Raw genomic sequence first — 18,212 nt, forward strand, 5'->3', positions numbered from 1 at the left:
CCTAGCATGATCCTCGAGACACTACACGAAGACTTCTCTCGTAATCGGCGCCCACAGGAACTATGTGAAGTCGCAATAGTCCTTCATCTCATCCATCGTGACACTGCGGCCGAGAGCTGATGACGAGCGCTAGGGTTGTAGATCGACGCTGAATGAGCAGGTCATTGCCAGCGAAGTAGCGGGATCGAAGTTGCCGACAAATTGGAGGTTCGGTAACTTCGACAACGGATGACCCAGAGTTGCGCCGGATTGCGGTACCGTGTTGCGAAGGCGCGCTTCCCCGGGCCGTAAGTTCCACGCTCGTAGGCGAGTACCCCACACTCGAGTTCCTCACGTCGCGTGCTTGCGAAAGGATCGCTGCTCTTGCTAGCGCAAGCACCCCGCTACCTCCTGGTGTCATCAGGCGGCGGCCATCTAAAGCAGTTGTTCGAGTATGCACGTCGACTTGAAATCGACCCTGCCGATCAGGATTGGGTAACGTTCGACACGGGACTAAGCAGAACGCTTCTTTCAGGGAGACGCCGGGTATTCGCACGCTACGCCGCGCCACGGGACTTGCCCAACATTTTTCGAAATTTTGCGCTGGCATTCCGCGTGCTTCGGTCCTCAAGATATGCAGTTGCGATTAGTACAGGTGCCAGCCTGGCTGTCTGTTTCCTGCCACTGGCTCGAGTAATGGGCGTCCGGACAATTTACATTGAGAGCGCTGCCCGCGCTACAGGTCCTTCACTCACCGGGAAGATAGTCGCCGCTATCCCCGGTATCGAGACATTCAATCAATATCCTGCCTGGGCAACCGACAAGTGGCGCTATATCGGGTCGATTTTTGACCGATTCGCTCGAGCAGCGGATGCAAAAACCGAGATCAAGAAAGTAGTAGTCAGCGTCGGGACAACGGAGTCCTACGGGTTTCGGACACTTTTCGAGCGCCTCGAACCGTTGCTTGCTGACGTGGACGTGACGTGGCAGACGGGAGTGACGGACCTAACCGGGTTGGATATCGACGGCCGACCAAACATCCAGTCCGCCGAGCTCAGCCGTCTCGTGGCTGAAGCGGACCTCGTGATCTCGCATGCCGGAACCGGCGCCGCCCTAACGGCGCTTGAGAACGGCAAGATCCCGCTGCTGGTTCCCCGCCGCAAGTCGCGGGGTGAACACGTGGACGACCATCAGGCGCAGATCGCCGATGACCTGGTCATGAGAAACCTAGCCATATCGGCCGAGGCGGACGACATAAACCTTATACACATGAACGCCGCGGCAGAAGGTAGGGTCTCCGCCGTTCTACCACCGACGATTTCGCTCCAACTCCACGACACTCGCAGCTTGACATCCAATGACTGACGTTTCGGGAATCGATGTTGTGATCACGCACTATCGGTCACTCGACGATTTGCGAGAAAACCTCCACGCGCTACGCAAACTCGGGTCAGCCCACGTTCGATCGGTGGTTGTCAGCGACAGCGCAGCCACAGGCGAGGCTCGCTCCATTGTCCGAGATGAGTATCCGACCGCGACTTACATACCTTTCACTCATAACGTTGGATATGCACGATTGGTGAATGCAGGCATCCTCAGCACAAGCTCTCCATACGTTCTCGTGCTCAACGCCGACGTGTCGTTAGCTCCGGGAGGCATCGAGGGGCTGGTTGGCGCGCTCGATTCCGACCCGGGTTTGGGGGTGGTTGGCCCCCAAGTATCTAACGAAGACGGGTCGCGGCAGGAGACTGCCTTCTCGTTCTACCGCCCCCTTACCTTCCTCGCGAGGCGCACTCGCTTCGGGACAACACGACTGGGACGCATGGAACTAGACCGTTTCACGAACGCAGCGCGAGTCGCTTCTTCGATATCGAGCCAGTCGCGCATGGACGTTGATTGGGTCATGGGGTGTGCGTTCGCGATTCGCCGATCCGCCCTAGTTTCGGTCGGATTGATGGACACTCGCTTTTTTATGTACTTTGAGGACGTTGATCTTTGTCTTCGTATGTGGCGCGACGGATGGAGGGTAAGTTACGAGCCAAATGCTCGTGCGCTTCACTCTTGGGGTAGAGCATCTAAAGGGGGCTTTGCCGCACTATTGATAAACCCGATGGCTCGACGTCACGTCGCTTCTGCTGTTCGCTTCTACCGGAAGCATGGATGGACGGGCGGCACGCGGCATGCAATCTGACGCTCATATCGATGGTCAACTCCCAAATATTCGATGTAGCAGATGAAGTCGAAGTTCGCCCTCTTTGCTGGCGGGCGAGTATTGGGAAGTTTGCTCCAGGCAATTATCTTCCTGCTTTTTACTCGGGTATCTACGATTTCGGAGGTAGGCGCGGCGGGCATTGTCTTCGGTGCCTGCCTATTCCTGGGGACCTTCGCGGACCTTGGGATGATGAACTTTGTATCCCGCGCTCGGGCCGTGAATCGGGACGATCACGAAGTTGCTCAGGCGCTAGTGGTAAATCGGTACACCAGCATCGCTGCCGCAGCCGTATTCGCGTTCGGCGCCTGGGCGCTAGCGCCGACTGGCGTATCTTCCCTCGCCCTCGCGCTTCTGGCTATCTCGGTGGCCGTCGAGAAGAATGTCGAAACGGCGTTGGCCGTTCCGATCGCCGACGACATCGGTGTGATGCCCGCAACGTCAATCGTTCTGCGCCGCGCTTCCGCTCTCGTTGCGTTTCTCGCCTTGCAAGTAACTGGATTGGATGGACTAACTTCCTATGCAGTGAGCGCTTTGATTGGCAACCTTGTGGGCCAAATACAGATCCAAATATGGCTGAGCAAGCACGTTCGCGCGTCGAACGATATCCGCTTCTCGCACTTGGTGTCCGTCGCTCAGAAAGGGGCACCGTTCCTCCTCAGCAATGTGGCCGGACAAGCGCGAACACTTGACACGGTCTTTCTAGGCCTATTCTCAACTTCTTTTCAAGCTGGACTTTATGCAGCCGCGACACGACTAACGGCTCCCCTTATGCTCGTCCCGGGGACGCTCACGACTATCTTGATGCCACACGCGGCGAAAAGTTCTTCAGCGGCCGCGCGTACGACGGCGCGGAACATTATCTTGGCGTACCTTGCATGCCTTCTTCCGTTAGGAATAGTGGGCATATTCGCAGAACCCCTCATCGTGCTAGTCCTAACCGACCGATTCGCCGGGGCCGCTCTTCCCTTCACCGTAGCACTCCTCTCCGTCCCATTTGTCGCATTATCTCCGGCCCTCGGTGCAATTCTTCAAGGCCAAGGCCACGAAAGGCTCGTAGCGATCAATGGCGTTGTATCCGCTTGCGTTCTTCTAGTAGCGCTCGTTGCCGGATCAATAGGGCTTGGCGCCACTGGAGTAGCGCTAGCGGTCGGGGTTGTATATTTCTTGAAGTCGGTTTCGCTCTGGCAGAGCATTCGAACCCATCTCCATTAGATCCCCCTCAGCCGAACGGGAACCGGCAGTGGATTCAGCAATATGGACGCAGTACTCTCCGAGTTGGTGGATTGCACCTGCCTGAACCAATACGGTTGTAGACGTGGAGGCACAAGACACACCCCAAGTCGCTCGACGTGTCTTCCTGGCTGGGATCATGGCCGCTTCAGCCGGTTTGCTGTCCGCGTGTGCGATACGAGAGCCAAAGGCAAGCGGGATCCCTCTTGCGCCGTCGCCAGCCGCGAGCAGTCGCCTGCCGGCCCCTGCCCCTCGGCCAGCCCCTGCTTCCCGACCAGTCTCTGTTCCCCCGCCCATACTCAGCGAGACCGCTCCCCCTGCGGTTGTGTCAGCATCAGCCCTCTTGCCGTGGGCACCGCCTGATGTTGCATACACAATCAAACACATAAATTTGGCGATGACTAGTGTCGTCAACTCTGACATTCGAGAAGTGGTATTGGACCCAAATGTTGACTATCATCTCATCTTCGATGAAGTGATACATGAGCGTATTCGCTTTAGTGGTGGGCGGAATATCAAGATAATTGGCGCTGAATTTGACATCGACTTTGATCGACCTCACGTGGGTTATAGCCCGTCAGACAGCGACTATTACGCTCGGTCGAGTGGGCCTGAGTTTCAAGGCCAAACGGGCACTCTCTTCATCGAAGGACTCTGGGTACATGGAGCGTATGCCCTTGATGGCATCCGGCAGCCAGGAGGAGCTTCTACAGACTTGGTCCTTCAAAATTCGCGATGCGAATGTGATCGAATCATACAGGGACTCAATTCCTTAGACGGATTCTATCACTCAGATGGTTTTCAGTCGTGGGGCGGACTGCGAAGCATGAAAGTGTTCAATTGGACTGTCTGCAATCCATATCAGGGCGGCATGATTGGCGACGGAGCCATCACTGGCCAATGGGGGCCCACGCTCTGGAGCCGCGTGAACCTTCGGCCAGGGCTGACTGTTGGGCAAGCTTCCAAATTGTTTAACATCGTCGCCGATCCCTCTTTCCTACGCGGTCCCCTGTCATTCTTCGATGTCTATTACGAATTGGGCGAGGGCACGCGATGGAGTACCGCCTATCACCTTCCGACGACACCCCCGTACACGTTCGGTGCTTTCTATAGTGGTTTTCAGTTCAAAAGGGACTCCTCGGGTAGGTCCTATGCAGTTCCCCCCGAGGGCAAATATCCAGGACTCGCCGGGATCGATGATGGCGCCGGAGGTGAGGCGCGCATCTACCGAGGGGTGCCTCCTGGCGGAGATTACGTGGCACCGGGCGGGACGAGTTCAGGACTCGGCTACGTCTCGCCTGGGTACCAGTAGCGCCTCGCTTCGTCGCCCTTGTCGCTCCACCCGGCTCGGCACCGGGCTCAAGCGCGGCAGGCGCCCGAGAACTTGCGAGCAAAGGAGACCTGTTGCGAAGGGAGCAACGGGTCTGAGGTGGCCGTGCAGGCGTTCCTCAAGCAGCTCGCGTTCGGTCTCCTTGACCTGGGCAAGACTCCGAAGGAAGCGGCCGCGATCCTCGGCCGGATCTCCATCGCGCTAGCCGTCCTCCCCGCGATCACCAACGAGTACGACTTCGCGTTCGAACGTCAAGCAGACGCCAATACCCGCCGAGTGACTGTAGAGGTCGGCGCCCCGGCTGCGGTGAAGGGTGTCGGGTCCACCAAGGTCGTCGACCTCCTGCCTTGGAGTGATAGGTCGACCGTCGACGGCGCCAGCGAACTGGCGGGCGACTTCTCCGGTATCAGCGGGCGAGCCGACGCATATCGGTGCTTCGGCGAGCGCAGTATTCGACGCGTGCTTCATCGCCCTTGACTCTTCCGGTAGGTCTACAGAGGCACTCTGCGGGGACGGCACCCGCGAGTGGCAGCGCGTCAACGCGGATTCCGACTTCCACGATGGAGCGGACCGTGACGCAGCCGGCCCGGGTGGAGCTCAAACTGGCGGATGGGCGAGTGTGCTCGTTGGCGACGGGCGCAGCGCCGGCTCCGCCGGTCAGCTAATTCAGTTGGCTCGGCGGCTGCGCTCAGCCGGGCGAGTACACCGATGTGCTCTGGGCAAGTCCGGACGCGCCTTCGGAGGATCTCGCCTGGCTATACATGTTCGGCGGCCTCGGGGCAGGCGGACTGCTTCAGGTGGCGGAGGGGCCGGAGGGTGCGGAGCCAGAGCTGGTATGCGTAGAGGTGGTCGATCGCTGAGAGGGGGGCGGGCGTCGCTGTTCGGTTTCCAGGGGACGTTGGGCGGGTGATCATCGGGATGATGGCCGCAATCAACTCTGCGGGCACACGGAAGGCAATCAACGATTGCAATTCGTATGCCGCGCCGCCGATGTGTGAGGGGGCGTGGACTCGCGCATAGCGCCCGCTGGGCCACGCGGGTGGACTTGCCTGACTAGGGAGTGATCAGTTCAACCGTGGAGTAATCGGTCTGGCACGAGTAGGTGAAGGTGATCGGTCCGCTCATGCCGACGAGCGAGAAGATTAGGTCGCCTGCGCGGTGGGTGCCCTCGTTCACCGTCATCTCAGCGCCAAGGGGCCGGACGGTGAATCCGGATGAATCGTGGATGCACGATGAGTCCGCGGCGCGCAGGTCGCCGTTGCCCATTGCATCGACGCTGACCCGCAAGTCATTGCCCTCTACCGAAGCGCCAAGGATGTTCGCGTAGTACACGTCGCTGTACTGCGAGACTCCCGTGACGTCGACTACTCCCTGTGGGTAGACGGCCTGAATCTCCGCGGGAGCGACGGGCTCTGGATCGGGCTGAGACTGCTCCTGAGCCTGCTGCGCCTGTTGCGCGGAGTACGACGACGACGCAATCCCCAAGCCAGCGAAGGAGATCACCCAGACTGCCGTCGTGATCACGCTGAGCGCGAGTGTGACCCCGCCGAGAGTGATGCCTGTGAGGGCCATCCCGCGTCCGACGCGTACCTCCTTCGCCCGACGCACGCCGAAGAAGCCGAAGATCACCGCCAGAAGCGCTGGAACAAACGTGGAAAAGGCGAACGCGATGCCTATCAAGGGCACGACGATCCAGATGCCGAACACGATCGCGACGATCCCCAGCACCAGCGCGGCGACGGCCAATCCGTTCGACGGACGTCTGGCGTATGGATCGAAGACGACGGATGGCATCTGCGTGGGCGGTGCAGGAACAGTGGGCTGCGTCGTCATGAGCAGAAGCTAACGGTCGCGCGGACTAACACGCCAGTGGAGGTGCGGGTCGCCGTCAATTCGTTCATCCCTTACCCACGATGCGCTCGCACTAGGGCCGCACCGTCGGAGCGAAGTTCGCGGTGATGTCCGTCACTACTCCTCCCTCCACGACGATGCCGGTCAGGGTGCCCGTCCCAATCGGCGAGTCGAAGAACTCCGTCGGGATGTCGCTGACCTTGGCAAGAGGTTCGACGCGATCGCCGATCGGATCGCGAATGTCGGTTGGAACCGAAACCGATCTGGGCGGATTCTGCATGGGCAGCTGATAGACGACGCCGCTGTCGGCGTAGGCGTACGTGATGCACCAGTTGATGGTCTCGGCACTCGGCGTGAATCCGTGTTCGGCGCAGTAGGCATCCATGTCGGCACCGGTGAGAGAGTTCCACAGGTTGAACACGATCGCCTCGTCCGTTCCCGACCGGATGTAGCCCTGATAGAAGCCGTCTGCAATCGAGGTCAGCATCGGGGACATGAAAGGTGCGCCCGAGTTACCACCACCAGGCCCGTTCTTGGTCACGGTGATGGTCACGCCGAGCAGGTCCGTGTAGACCTGCGAAATCGCGCCCGCGACCGCGAGCCCCTCGAAGGTGCGCAAGGTGTCGGGAAAAACCGTGAACAGTGACGCGAGATCCTTTGCAGAGCCCTCGACGTTCTCTTGCAGAGTGCTCAGCGCGCATTCCTTGCCTTCACGGACCGCTGCGTCGAGAAGGTCCTCGCCATCGTTCGCACCAAGGGCGCTGACCGCCGAGAGCCCGCACGACAGGATGGCGGCCACAGCCTTCGCCCCTGCCGCGGTTCCTCCACCCGTCTGAATGATCTCCTGGACCTTCTGCACTGAAAGCGCCGGCGTGAGCTCGCCGGGAGCGATCTCGGTGAGCGCGGCACGCACGGTCGAGTTCGTGATCACCTGCACGCTCTGCTTGGCGACCGGCCAGACCGATAAGGCGACGAGACCTGCATCGAGGATGAGCCCGAGGACGTCCGGGGTGAGGTATACCGTCTCGTCGTCGCCATTCTCGATCCTGCTGGCCTCGTCCGCCGAGATGGAGAGCTGGGCACGGCCTCGTGAAGGCAGCACGGATTTGTCTTGTGTCGCGGAGATCAGCCGGGACAGCAGCGAGGCGGTGTCGAGCCCTAGGTCGTAGTCGTTGGGCCCGATGCCGTAGCCGTCCGGCGGATCGACGATGTAGCGAAGGAAGATGTCGTTGTCCATCCTCAGCTGATAGTCATCCCCCGCCGGGACCATGCACGCGTCGAAGTGCGAGTTGCTGACTGACACCGTCCATGAGTCGTCCTGCTTGGAGCAGTCCGCCTCCTCCGCCTTGAAGCCGAACGTCTTCGCGACCGAGCTCCATAGTGCGCGACCTCCCGTGCTCGCGATGTCAGCCACCGCGCCGGCTGCAGCCTTGACCGGATTCACCACGTACTTCTGAAACGGGGAGAAGTGCGGGGCCTCAGCCACCAACCGCCGGGTCGCCGCGTCATAGGTGGTCGGGATCGGGATCCACGTCTCGAGCTGCCCGTTGTAGACCGCCAGGAAGGCATCAGCCGTGGTCGTCTGGACGCCGTCGATGGTCGGAAGCTCATCCGCGTCGAGCGGAACGCTGACGGTTGCGCCATCCACCTCGCTCTGGCCTTCGAAGGTGATCTCGTAGGGCGACGACAGAGGGACCGCGTAATCGGAGGCGGTGGCGTCATCCGGCCCTTGATCGGAATTGCTCACGATCTCGAGCGTGGTGTCAACGGTGAGCGCCGCGGCGGGCACGGTGACTTGGACGTCGTCTCCGAACACGCCGCCCGCCGCCCCGACTGTCCACGTCTCACTGCGCTCGTGCGGTCGGACTGCGATGTAGACGATCGCGGTGATCACCAGAAGGACGACCACCGTTGCGGCGATCAGCACGATGGGGCGTCGGCGAGCGCGGTCGAGCAGGAATTGGGCGCTGGAGCGCTCAGTTGACGTCATCGTTCTGCCCTCGTTGGATGGGTCCTTCGGGGTGTCCGACGCTGGCGTTCCCCGCGTCCCGTCCTGGGAGCGTTGCCGCACTCTATCGAGGCTCGGGGTGCCCGGGGAACGACCTCCGCGACTGGACCTGATCGGAAGGCCGCAGCGAGGAGAAGGGTCAGACGGGATTGCCTTGAAAGACGTCGCTCTCCGTCCAGCTCGGTGGCTAGGTTGGTGACCCAAGGCGCCTTCGCTAAGGAACTGGAGCATCTCAAATTCCGAGACAATCCCTAGGTTGGATCCAGCGACGTTCGAGGGACGTGTGTGCTTGCCCCTAGGTCTGCACACCACGTCGGCTCGCTACTTGACGCCGTGTACCCGAAGCGCGGTCCAGTGACTTCTTTCATTTGCTAGCCGTTTAGGCAGTCGGGGGCTCAGTCGTGCGCGCACGAATCGGAATTGCGATCTTCAGTGCGCTCCTCATGGTGGTCGGGGTGTCGAGTCCCGCCTCGGCCCATCCATGGGTGATCCAGCCGGGGACCGTGCAGGTCACGATCACGGCGCCCGACGGCGTCGCCGCTAATGTCGCGATTCGCCGCGTCGACAAGAAGGTCAACCTCGCCGTAGCGGCTAAGCCGGCGGCAGGCAAGACGCAGACCGTGAAGGTCGCCGCAGCCGTGGGCGCCTACGCCGTGTCCGCGCCAGCCATGATCGTCGCCGGCGTGCTCTACGAGGTCAAGAACCCGCAGCAGAAGGTGGTGGTGCTGCCAAACCGCACGACCAAGCTCACGGTCAGCTATGTCGCGAGCGGCGGAGCGAGCGACCTGCACACGACCGGTCTGACCACCACATCAGTCACGCTGGCCTGGACGACGTCGAAGGAGAGCACCTACCTCCTTCGTCGCGCGATCGGGGATGTGCCCCCGAGCTCGCCGACCCAAGGCGTGGCCGTGCCGATCAAGGGCTCCACCGCCATTGACGCCGGCCTCACAGCCGGGAAGCACTACTCCTACGCGCTGTTCACCAAGTCGGAGAAGAAGTGGTCCAGCAGCGAGTGGCACGGCAACTCGTGGTCCGGCGGCCACTGGTCAGGTGGATACGGTTCGGGCAGCCAATGGTCGAGCAACCGGTGGTCGACGCCGTTGACGCTTACCGCCGGTACCGCCCCGCCCGCGGGCTCGACGGACGCCTCCTACGTCGCCGAGCCGACGACGCTCATCGCGACCGCGAAGCAGATCAACTCGGCGACCCCGACTGACAGCGGAGTGACCGTCGTTCTCGCCGACGGTGTGCCGACCCCGGTGCTGGGAGCCGCGGTCATCCTGCCGATTTCGACGATCCTTGCCGGCGGGTACCTGGGCGTCGTCGCTTCCATCTCGACAGACGGCCGCACCCTGCAGCTCACAACCGGTGGGCTGGCGGATGCCTTCAACTTCTATCAGCTGGCTTCGGGCCCGTTCAGCACCGACCCGTCGATACTCACGCCCCAGGAAGCGGACGCGATCGCCGCCGCGACGCCCACCCCGACGGTCGGATCGCCGGCCGCGCCGAACACCCTCCTCGCCCCGACGCCGACGGACAAGGTAGCGGCCGCCCGCCAGCAGGATACGGATGAGGCTACGGCGGCGCCGGCACCTCACTCACTCGCGGCAGCCGCGCCGGCCACCGTCAAATGCAACGACGGCGGAGTGGATCCGACCGCGGACTTCAAGGTGGCCGCGGGAGGCCACTTCAACACGACCGTGGACAAGCACTCGTTCCTCGGCGTGGAGGTGAACGTGGGAGCCACGGTTGACACCGGCCTGGCACTCAAATCCACCGGGGCACTCGACATCAAACTCGAAGGTAAATGCGGGCTCGAGATCGCGCCCCTCTACAAGCAGATATCGGTGTACCCGGTGCCGATCGGGGTGTTGGTGTCTCCCTACGCGGAGATATCAGTAACCGGAACGGTGGAGATCAAGAACGTCGGCATGACGGCCACTGCCGGCATCTCGATGAAGGGAACGCTCAGCCTTTCCAATGGCCCCAAGTTCTCCACCTCGAAGTCGTTCTCCGCCACGCCGACCCAACCAGGCGGTGTGGGCTTCGCGTTTCCCGAGATCGGCATGAAGCTCGGCTCGAGCGTGGTTCTCGGTCCCGGCATCGGCTCCAAGGTGGCCGGAATCATCGCGGGCATCAAGGGCACGCTCGATCCGTTCAGCGCCAGCTTCAAGCTCTCGGAGAGCCCCAGCAACCCTGGTCAGCTCTGTGGGGTGGTCAACGCCAACTTCGCGCTGGCGCTCGGACTGACGGCCACTGCATGGTTCCCGAAGTGGCCGACCGCGAGCATCGACATCTCGAGCGAGGACCTGAACGGTGAGTTCCCGTACCCGGGCTTCCCCATCACCTTCCCGAACGGATGTGACAAGCCGGTCACGCCTCCACCCGCCCCGACACCGCCTAACAGCCTCTTCGGCGACGGGGTGACGAAGGTCAACGATTCGACGACCGGGACATCAGACCAGGTGGGGTACGTCGAAGGGTTCGTGCCCGGCGCGAAGACCTGGGTCTTGAGCACCGGTAGCATCGCGAGGGCTGTAGGGTCACCCGGCCAGCTGGCGAGCACGAACCTCGGTCTCGCTGGCGACGCGCAGCTCACTGCGCTTGCCGGACGCCCCACCTTCGACGCGGTGGCGTATCAGGTCACTGTGGTGCCCAAGGGGACGACCCTGCACGTGCGGTACGTGTTCGCCAGCGAGGAGTACCCGGAGTACGTCGGCAGCGCCTACAACGACGCGATGGCGGTGTTCGTGAACGGGGTGAACTGCGCCTACGTGCCGGGGACGACCACCCCTGTGGCGGTGAACACCGTGAACGCGCAGACCAACAGCGCCTATTACATCGACAACGCAGCAGGAGTAGCGGGGTACAGCACCTCGATGGATGGGCTCACGAAGCCGCTCACCTGCGACGTGCCAGTCAAGGCGGGTGTTCCGGTGACGGTGCGGATCGCTGTGGCCGATGCGTCCGATTCCGTACTTGATAGCGCGGTGGCGCTGGTGGATGGCGGGATCTGGAGCAACTGAGGCGGGCGCGGCTGATGGCCGTCTCGGAGGCTTCGTGACGGCGCTGGCGCGCCTCCTCAGCCAACGAAGGCTGACGAGTGGGCTTCGTCTCGGCAGCTTCGTGCTCGGCTCAGTCGCCGAGGGTCTCCTATTCGAAGGGGACGGCCTCATCGTCGACGTAGGTGTTGAAGAAGGCGCCGTAGCCGACCGACGACGCTCCGCATGAGCCGTCGGTACTGGCTTCGACGGTGAGGGTCTGCGCACCCGTCACGTCGATCGAGGTGCTGATGTCGTAGAACGGGTCGCCTTCGGCTATCTGCTTGTCGACGACTACCCGGCCGTCGAGGAACATCCGCAGGTGCACGCTCAGCCCGGCGGGCGCGCTGTCTATGACGGCGAAGGACCACGGCATCTGCACCCAACGACCGCGCAGGTCGTAGTCCGTGCTCGCGACCGTGCCGTTGCAGCCCACCCACTGCTCGGTCGAGTCTTCCGCAGTGAGGGTCTGCTTTGAGGTGGAGCCATCGCCGTTCACTCCCGGCAGCCGGAACGTGGCGGTGATCAGGTTGCCCGATTGCTGGGCCGAAGTGTGCGGGAGCTCGTAGAGCTGAGCCATGTCCGTGGGGTAGTCGGCGTCCTCCCCCGGCGCCGTGACATATATGGAGTAGCCGCTCGGGTTCAGCGCGGTGTCGACGGCGCCGGCGAAACCGTTGGCCGCCGAACGCACGCCGGAAATGAACCACGACATGCCCTCGGCGAAGGCGACGCCCCAGAAGCCGAGTCCCGCCTTCTCGATGGCGTCGTCCAGACAGCCGAGGGTCGTTCCGATCGCGTCGTTGAGGAAGTTGGCCGCCTGGGTGGCCGTCTGCAGGTTGGTGGTCAGCATGCTCGAGTAGCCGGACAGGCAGCTCTCCCAGTTGACCAGCTGCGCGACGGCCTGCTTGGTCATCGAGCCCTTGCCGCCCGCCTTGAGCACCAGGCCGAGGGTGTCGACGGCGTACTGGGCCGCGGTGAGGAGGTAGGCGGAAGGACTCGGCTGGACGCGGACGCCCATGTCGCCCGTGCCCGTGATCGCGTAGTCGATGGTGTCGCCGGCGCCCAGCACGTTGACGGTGTTGCCCCGCTGCGATGGAGCGGGCTTGAGGATCGCGGAGATGATCCCGATGAGATCCGAGGCGCCCGTGGAGCCGGACATGCCGGGGGTGTTCTCCGCCCCCACCCCGTAGCCGCGGCCGTTCGTCAGGCGCAGCTGAGGGCTGCCGTCGTCGTCGAGTCCGAAACACCAGTACACGCGGTTGCCGTCGTCGGACGTCACCTCGTATCCGTCGGCACGGACCTCGTCCTCGCCGTCGCAGGTCGGCTGCTTGCCTGCGTCGCTGTAGATGCGATCCATCTGCGCGCGGGCCTTGTCCAGCAGGTCACCCCACCAGCTGGTGAACCAGGTGGAGAAGTGGGTGGTCTGCACCACCGCATAGCCGTCCTCGACCGTGACGTCGGATCCCTCGAAGGCCGTGCCGTCTTCGGTCGACGCGATCAGCGGCGGCGGCTCCCCCTCTTCGAAGTCGTGCCTGAAGCGGACGGTCGCAGTGCCCGTGAGTTCGGCGCCTCCGATGAGCTCGATGCTCCAGGCGTTGCCATCCGAATCGGCGAGAGGCTCGGCGTGCAGGGTGCCTGTTCCGGTGATCGCGTCGCCGGGGATGTCGACGAGGAGGGCGCCGTCGTCGACGGACAGCGACGCGTCGTTGCCCTGAGTCACCCGGACGGACCCTGGGGCGGTCGGCTGCTCGGATGCGCAGCCGCTGAGCAGGACTGCGAGCAGGGCGACGGTGGTCGCGCCGGCGATCAGTGCTGGGAGGCGATGACGCACGATGCTCTCCTCTTCGCCGACCGGATGGCCGCCCTGTGGCGATCATTCTGGCGGACGGGGTGCGTCGGAAGGGGGATCACCCGCAGGTGTTCCCTATCAACCCGCCGCCACCGGCTGCCGGGTGGTCAGCAGGGACGCCATCTGGCTCAAGGCGTCGGTGAGGGTGTCGTCACCTCCGATGTTGTACAGCTGCACGATGTAGAAGTAGTCGCCCGGCGCGAACACCATCGCTTCCGTTCTGCCTGCTCCGATGACCACGGTGCCGTCTCAGATCGCATCCTGATCGCTGGTCGTGTTCGCGACGGCTGCCGCGCGGGCGTTGGCGACGCCCTCTTCAGCATTGGGTGCGATCCACGAGGTGGTGTGATCCGTACCGAATCCGTAGTCGCTCGTCGGGTCGTACGCCCAGAAGTCGATGTCGACCCTGCCCGGCAGGTCGATGTCGGGCTCGGAGTACTCGCAGCTGGTGTCTCCGTCGCTCGCCGGGCCAGCGAAGGTGAGGCCCTTCGCCTGCCAGGCGGCGTTCACCTCGTCGAGGGTGAGCATGCATGCGCTCTCCCAGGTGAGCACATCCCCGCCGGCGGTCGGCGCCTCGCCGATGACACCCGGCTGTACATATGACGTGTGGCTCTGCCTGCCGCCTAACTTGTGCTGAACCGAGGTGTTGTGTCGCCTCGTCGCAACGTCATGAGCGTCGGCGATGCCGAGGTGGACTCGCTGGCACCAGCCCCTCAGTCGGCGCCCACACGCTCCGTTTCTTGAGCATGCCCACCTTGACGTCGGCGCGGCATCATCGCATCTCCCCTCGGCCCGCCGATATTGGGTCCGGCGGATAGACCTCCCTGAGCCACTGATCGGTGGCGTTGTGTCTCCGCCGTCCGCTCGGACCGAAGGAGACCCGTGTCTGCACCCGCCGCCTGGTATGACAACCCAGACAACGAAGCGCAGTTGCGCTATTGGGACGGATCGGCCTGGACCGCGCACTTCGCGGAAAAGCTGCCAGCACCTGTCGCGGCGTCGACATTCAGGGACGTCGAGGTCGAGCCAGCTTCGGTCGCTGCGCCCGCACCTGCGATGCAAGCGACCGCGCCAGCCGCGCGGCGCACCTCGCGATTCAGCCGCCGGCAGCTGATCATCGGCGGGGCGCTGGCGTTCCTGGTGCTGATCATCAGCTTCTCCGGCGGATTTGGCGCGCTCCTCGTCCTCGCGGGCCTCGTCGCGCTGGGTGTCGGAGCGTTCGTCCTCGTCACCGGCCGACGGTCGTTGCTGCGCCTCGCGTCACGCAAGGTCGGAGCGGGGGTGCTGGCCGGCGGCCTCATCGTCGCGATGATCGGCGGCGGTGTGAATGCGGCCACGAACCCCGCCGCGGGGCGCTCTTCTGTCGAAGCCGCGCCGGCTACGACGGGCAATGCAGAGCCGACGATGGCGCCGACTCCCACAGCGAGCGCGAAGCCCACGCCGGCCCCGACCCCCACGGCCCCTGTATCGACTGTCGAACTCGACCCAGCGGTCGCCGAGGCACCACTAGGCAACGCGTCCGTCGCCACCGCGAGCTTCTCGAGCTCCGTTCCGGCGATCGATCTGCTCGGGACCATCGCCATCAAGGGGCGTGCGCCGAAGACCGGCTACGCCCGGACCGCTCAGTTCGGTACGGCATGGCTCGATGTGGATCGCAATGGGTGCGACACCCGCAACGACATCCTCGCCCGCGATCTCGCCGATGAGGTGCTCGAGGGTCCCTGCAAGGTGATGAGCGGAACTCTGCTCGACCCGTACACCGCGAAGACGATCAGCTTCCTGCGCGGCAACACCACCAGCACCCTCGTGCAGATCGACCACGTCGTGCCGCTGATGGACGCCTGGCAGAAGGGCGCGCAGCAGCTTACCTACGAGCAGCGCGTCACCTTCGCGAATGACCCCCTCAACCTGCTGGCCGTCGATGGTCCGTCCAATTCATCGAAGGGCGCCGGCGACGCTGCCACGTGGCTGCCGAAGAACACGAGCTTCCGGTGCGCCTACGTGGCGCGGCAGGTGGCCGTCAAGGCCACCTACGGACTTTGGATGACCCAAGCGGAGCACGATGCCATTGCGAAGATCCTCGGCAGCTGCCCCGGCGAGATGGCTCTGACCTCGCAGTTCACGCCCATGCCAGCTCCCGCTCCTGTCGTCGTGGAAGAGCAGCCCATCGCGCCCGCACCTGCTCCAGCCCAGCCAGTCATCGAGGACGCCCCGGAGCAGCCTGCGCCAGCACCAGCACCTGTGGCCGTGGCCGTGGCCGTGGCCTATGCCAACTGCGACGCCGTACGCGCCGCCGGCGCTGCCCCCATCCACTCCAACGAACCGGGCTACTCCCGGAAGCTCGACCGTGATGGAGATGGCATCGCCTGCGAGTGAGCTCCTTCTCCCGACGCGGTTTCTGGCGGAGCGGCTCACCAGCGGCGAGGTCCCCCGGTATCGGATCTCAAACCAAGATGATCGAGCTCTCCGAGGTCATGCGTCTCCGTCGCACGAGAAGAGTGGCGACAACGATTGGGACGGTCAGCCACTGGGTGGCCAGAACTGTTGCAACGTCGCCGCCGAGCAGGCTCGCAGTTCCGAGGGTGGCCAGCAAAGCGGCGGCGAGCTGCGCACTCGCAAGAGTGAGCAGTGCGCGTCCGTGGGTGTGCGGGTCTGACGACACCTTCGGCGCAGCCACGAACACAGTGACGACCAGGCCGATCGCAACCGTGGCAAGACCGAGTGGCTTGCTCAGGAAGAAGGGGAGCGCTTCACCGGCATGCACGGCAATGATCGGCACCACGATCATGCGGAGAATGACCGATGAGGGGACAACGCGCCGACGAGTCATCAGGTTCACCAGCGCGAGCGCACCGCCGATTCCGACGAGCAGAACGACCACCTGCTGTGCGGTAGCCCAGAACGGGACGAGGGCAGGATCGTCGCCGACGCCGACCGCGATGACGGTAAGGATCGGCACCAGGTAGAAGGCTGAGATCAGCGCGATCGGACGATCCACGGTGCGCCGGAATCGCGGAAGCATGACGATCGCAGCAAGGGCCAGCACGACGATGAGCGACACCCACGCGTCGACGTCGACGAAGCCGTCCCAGACGAACGGCTGCGCCGTAATCAGGAGCGAGATGACTCCGGTCACGCCGACGGCGCTCCAGACCAGCAGACTCCAGGAGCCGGCCAAGCGGATTCCCGTCATCGAGACTCTGGTGTCCTCGGCCGCGAGCGGTCCAGGGGCCGGTCGTAAGGCGAGCACGGCGATCGCCGCGGCGACGAGTGCGGCGTGCAGCCACGACCAGTTGCGGCGGATGACCCACGTCATGGCCTCGGTCTCGTTGAAGAAGCCGTTGGCGAAGGTGATGCGTGCGGCGATGATTCCTGCCGCGATGAGGAACACGATCGCAACGACCCAGGGCGAGTGGTCGGTGCGCGCTATCCAAGGCAGCCGTGTCTGCCGGCTGCGGGTCACGCTCACCAGGGCGTAGAACCCGATGAAAGCGGCGGCTCCTGTGGCGAGGGGCATCAGCTCGATCCAGATCCAGCCGGCGAAGCCGATGAACGGGGCCCGCAGCTCGAACCATGCCGCGATGACCCACGGCACCGCCGATAAGAAGGCACCGAGCGCGACGCGCGCAGCTCCGACTCGCGTGCCTACTGCTCTGTCGCGTCCAGCTCGTGTTCCGTGCTCACGCGTCGCGGGTTCTCGTGGTGCGAGCCCCAAGGCGATAGCACCCGCGGCTGAGACAGCGGCAATGGACAGGGCCACCCACTCCCGGTCGGCGGCGAGGGCGAGCATTGGCAGCGTGGCCGGGAAGCCGATGCGCACTATCGCGGTTCCTACCGGCCGTGATCTGCGCGGAGCGTCCAGCAATACAGCGGTCCAGGATGCGGCGAGCGCAGCTGCACAGATGAGGAGGCCGGACATGAACCAGGCTGGCGTAGGGAATCCGATGGGGCTCTTCATCACCGCGTCCGCGAATCCGGGAAGGAGCAGCAGCCAGGCGAGCGCGCCTGAGAACGCCCAGCAGAGCACGATCAGCACGGCAAGCGGCGGGGGAACGCGTCGAAGAGCATGCCGTCGAAATCGGATCACGAGCCAGCCGATGCCGGCGTCGAAGCGGGAGGTCGAAGGCGGCCCGGAGGGTCGGCGGGTGGCGAGCGTCATCGCGACGCGCAGCCGTCGGCCTCGATGAGCCGGCTGTCCGCCGTCGCCTTGGCCACAGCAGCGGTGGCATCCATGCCGGCGTTAAGCGAGCCGACGACTTCTAGCAGGTCGGAGACGAGATTCGTCTCGTGCTGCACCGTCTCCTGGCAGCGAGCCAGCTGACTCTGCGCGACGGCGATGTACGGGCGCAAACTCGACTCGGTCGCCAGGGAGCCGAGGACCCCGCCGATTGCAATTCCCGCGACCAGTCCGACCAGCAGTCCAACGGCAGCGCCCCGCCGGAGTCCGCGTCGAGCGGTCGCCGCACCCGGCGGCGAGGGCTCTGCGGGCAGGTCAGCGTCCATGAGTCTCCCGTCGGGTCAGTGGCCAGACGCTAGCACCCTGACCGCGCCGGAGGTGGTCTGCTCTCCTGCGGCGGGTACGCAGGAGGCTCGCGCTGCCCCCAATAGCAACCGGCTGGCCGTCCTCGGCTGGTACGGCGCGATGGAGCTGCTGGCTGAGAAAGGCCTCCGCCGACTACAGCTACACCGTGGCGCGGATCACGCGCGGC

The 18,212-nt window shown here is 63.9% G+C and carries 13 protein-coding genes; 6 read left to right on the plus strand and 7 right to left on the minus strand.

Going from position 1 to position 18,212, the window contains the following annotated elements; translation table 11 throughout:
* The first annotated feature begins 363 nt into the window (after positions 1–363).
* From E6C64_RS09045 to E6C64_RS09060, 4 genes are all read left to right on the plus strand, one after another.
* The gene (locus tag E6C64_RS09045) at positions 364–1,344 is read left to right on the plus strand and encodes a glycosyltransferase (RefSeq protein WP_136427130.1); all 981 of its coding nucleotides are present in this window, start codon (positions 364–366) and stop codon (positions 1,342–1,344) included.
* The gene (locus E6C64_RS19575) at positions 1,337–2,170 is read left to right on the plus strand and encodes a glycosyltransferase family 2 protein (RefSeq protein ID WP_136427131.1); all 834 of its coding nucleotides are present in this window, start codon (positions 1,337–1,339) and stop codon (positions 2,168–2,170) included. The genes E6C64_RS09045 and E6C64_RS19575 overlap by 8 nt, the downstream gene beginning before the upstream one ends.
* A gap of 42 nt (positions 2,171–2,212) precedes the next feature.
* Positions 2,213–3,403, plus strand: a complete 1,191-nt coding sequence (locus E6C64_RS09055; protein ID WP_136427132.1) for a lipopolysaccharide biosynthesis protein — start codon at positions 2,213–2,215, stop codon at positions 3,401–3,403.
* 1,447 nt (positions 3,404–4,850) lie between these two features.
* Positions 4,851–5,228: a hypothetical protein gene (locus E6C64_RS09060; RefSeq protein WP_136427133.1), complete on the plus strand. Its 378-nt coding sequence runs from the start codon at positions 4,851–4,853 to the stop codon at positions 5,226–5,228.
* A gap of 576 nt (positions 5,229–5,804) precedes the next feature.
* Here E6C64_RS09060 and E6C64_RS09065 read toward each other — a convergent pair.
* Positions 5,805–6,584, minus strand: coding sequence for a DUF4190 domain-containing protein (locus tag E6C64_RS09065; RefSeq protein ID WP_136427134.1), 780 nt, complete (start codon positions 6,582–6,584; stop codon positions 5,805–5,807).
* A gap of 91 nt (positions 6,585–6,675) precedes the next feature.
* Positions 6,676–8,592: a hypothetical protein gene (locus tag E6C64_RS09070; protein WP_136427135.1), complete on the minus strand. Its 1,917-nt coding sequence runs from the start codon at positions 8,590–8,592 to the stop codon at positions 6,676–6,678.
* A 419-nt stretch (positions 8,593–9,011) separates the two neighbouring features.
* Between E6C64_RS09070 and E6C64_RS09075 the strand changes: the two genes are divergently transcribed.
* Positions 9,012–11,639, plus strand: coding sequence for a choice-of-anchor L domain-containing protein (locus E6C64_RS09075; RefSeq protein WP_136427136.1), 2,628 nt, complete (start codon positions 9,012–9,014; stop codon positions 11,637–11,639).
* A gap of 127 nt (positions 11,640–11,766) precedes the next feature.
* Here the strand turns inward: E6C64_RS09075 and E6C64_RS09080 are convergent, their stop codons facing one another.
* The 3 genes from E6C64_RS09080 to E6C64_RS09085 form a co-directional block, all read right to left on the minus strand.
* Positions 11,767–13,485: a hypothetical protein gene (locus E6C64_RS09080; RefSeq protein ID WP_136427137.1), complete on the minus strand. Its 1,719-nt coding sequence runs from the start codon at positions 13,483–13,485 to the stop codon at positions 11,767–11,769.
* A 96-nt stretch (positions 13,486–13,581) separates the two neighbouring features.
* Positions 13,582–13,743 carry a hypothetical protein gene (locus E6C64_RS19080; RefSeq protein WP_158437805.1) on the minus strand — a complete coding sequence of 54 codons (162 nt, stop codon included), beginning with the start codon at positions 13,741–13,743 and terminating at the stop codon, positions 13,582–13,584.
* A 9-nt stretch (positions 13,744–13,752) separates the two neighbouring features.
* The gene (locus E6C64_RS09085; RefSeq protein ID WP_136427138.1) at positions 13,753–14,031 is read right to left on the minus strand and encodes a hypothetical protein; all 279 of its coding nucleotides are present in this window, start codon (positions 14,029–14,031) and stop codon (positions 13,753–13,755) included.
* Between the two features lie 354 nt (positions 14,032–14,385).
* Between E6C64_RS09085 and E6C64_RS09090 the strand changes: the two genes are divergently transcribed.
* Positions 14,386–15,879 carry a GmrSD restriction endonuclease domain-containing protein gene (locus E6C64_RS09090; RefSeq protein ID WP_136427139.1) on the plus strand — a complete coding sequence of 498 codons (1,494 nt, stop codon included), beginning with the start codon at positions 14,386–14,388 and terminating at the stop codon, positions 15,877–15,879.
* A gap of 67 nt (positions 15,880–15,946) precedes the next feature.
* Here E6C64_RS09090 and E6C64_RS09095 read toward each other — a convergent pair whose 3' ends face one another.
* Both E6C64_RS09095 and E6C64_RS09100 read right to left on the minus strand, forming a co-directional pair.
* On the minus strand, positions 15,947–17,662 hold the full coding sequence (locus tag E6C64_RS09095; RefSeq protein ID WP_136427140.1) for a hypothetical protein: 1,716 nt from the start codon (positions 17,660–17,662) through the stop codon (positions 15,947–15,949).
* Complete coding sequence (locus E6C64_RS09100) at positions 17,659–18,006, minus strand: hypothetical protein (protein WP_136427141.1); 348 nt, start codon at positions 18,004–18,006, stop codon at positions 17,659–17,661. Before E6C64_RS09100 ends, E6C64_RS09095 begins: the two co-directional genes overlap by 4 nt.
* Positions 18,007–18,212 lie beyond the last annotated feature (206 nt).

The organism is Naasia lichenicola (assembly GCF_004801885.1).
Lineage (GTDB): Bacteria > Actinomycetota > Actinomycetes > Actinomycetales > Microbacteriaceae > Naasia > Naasia lichenicola.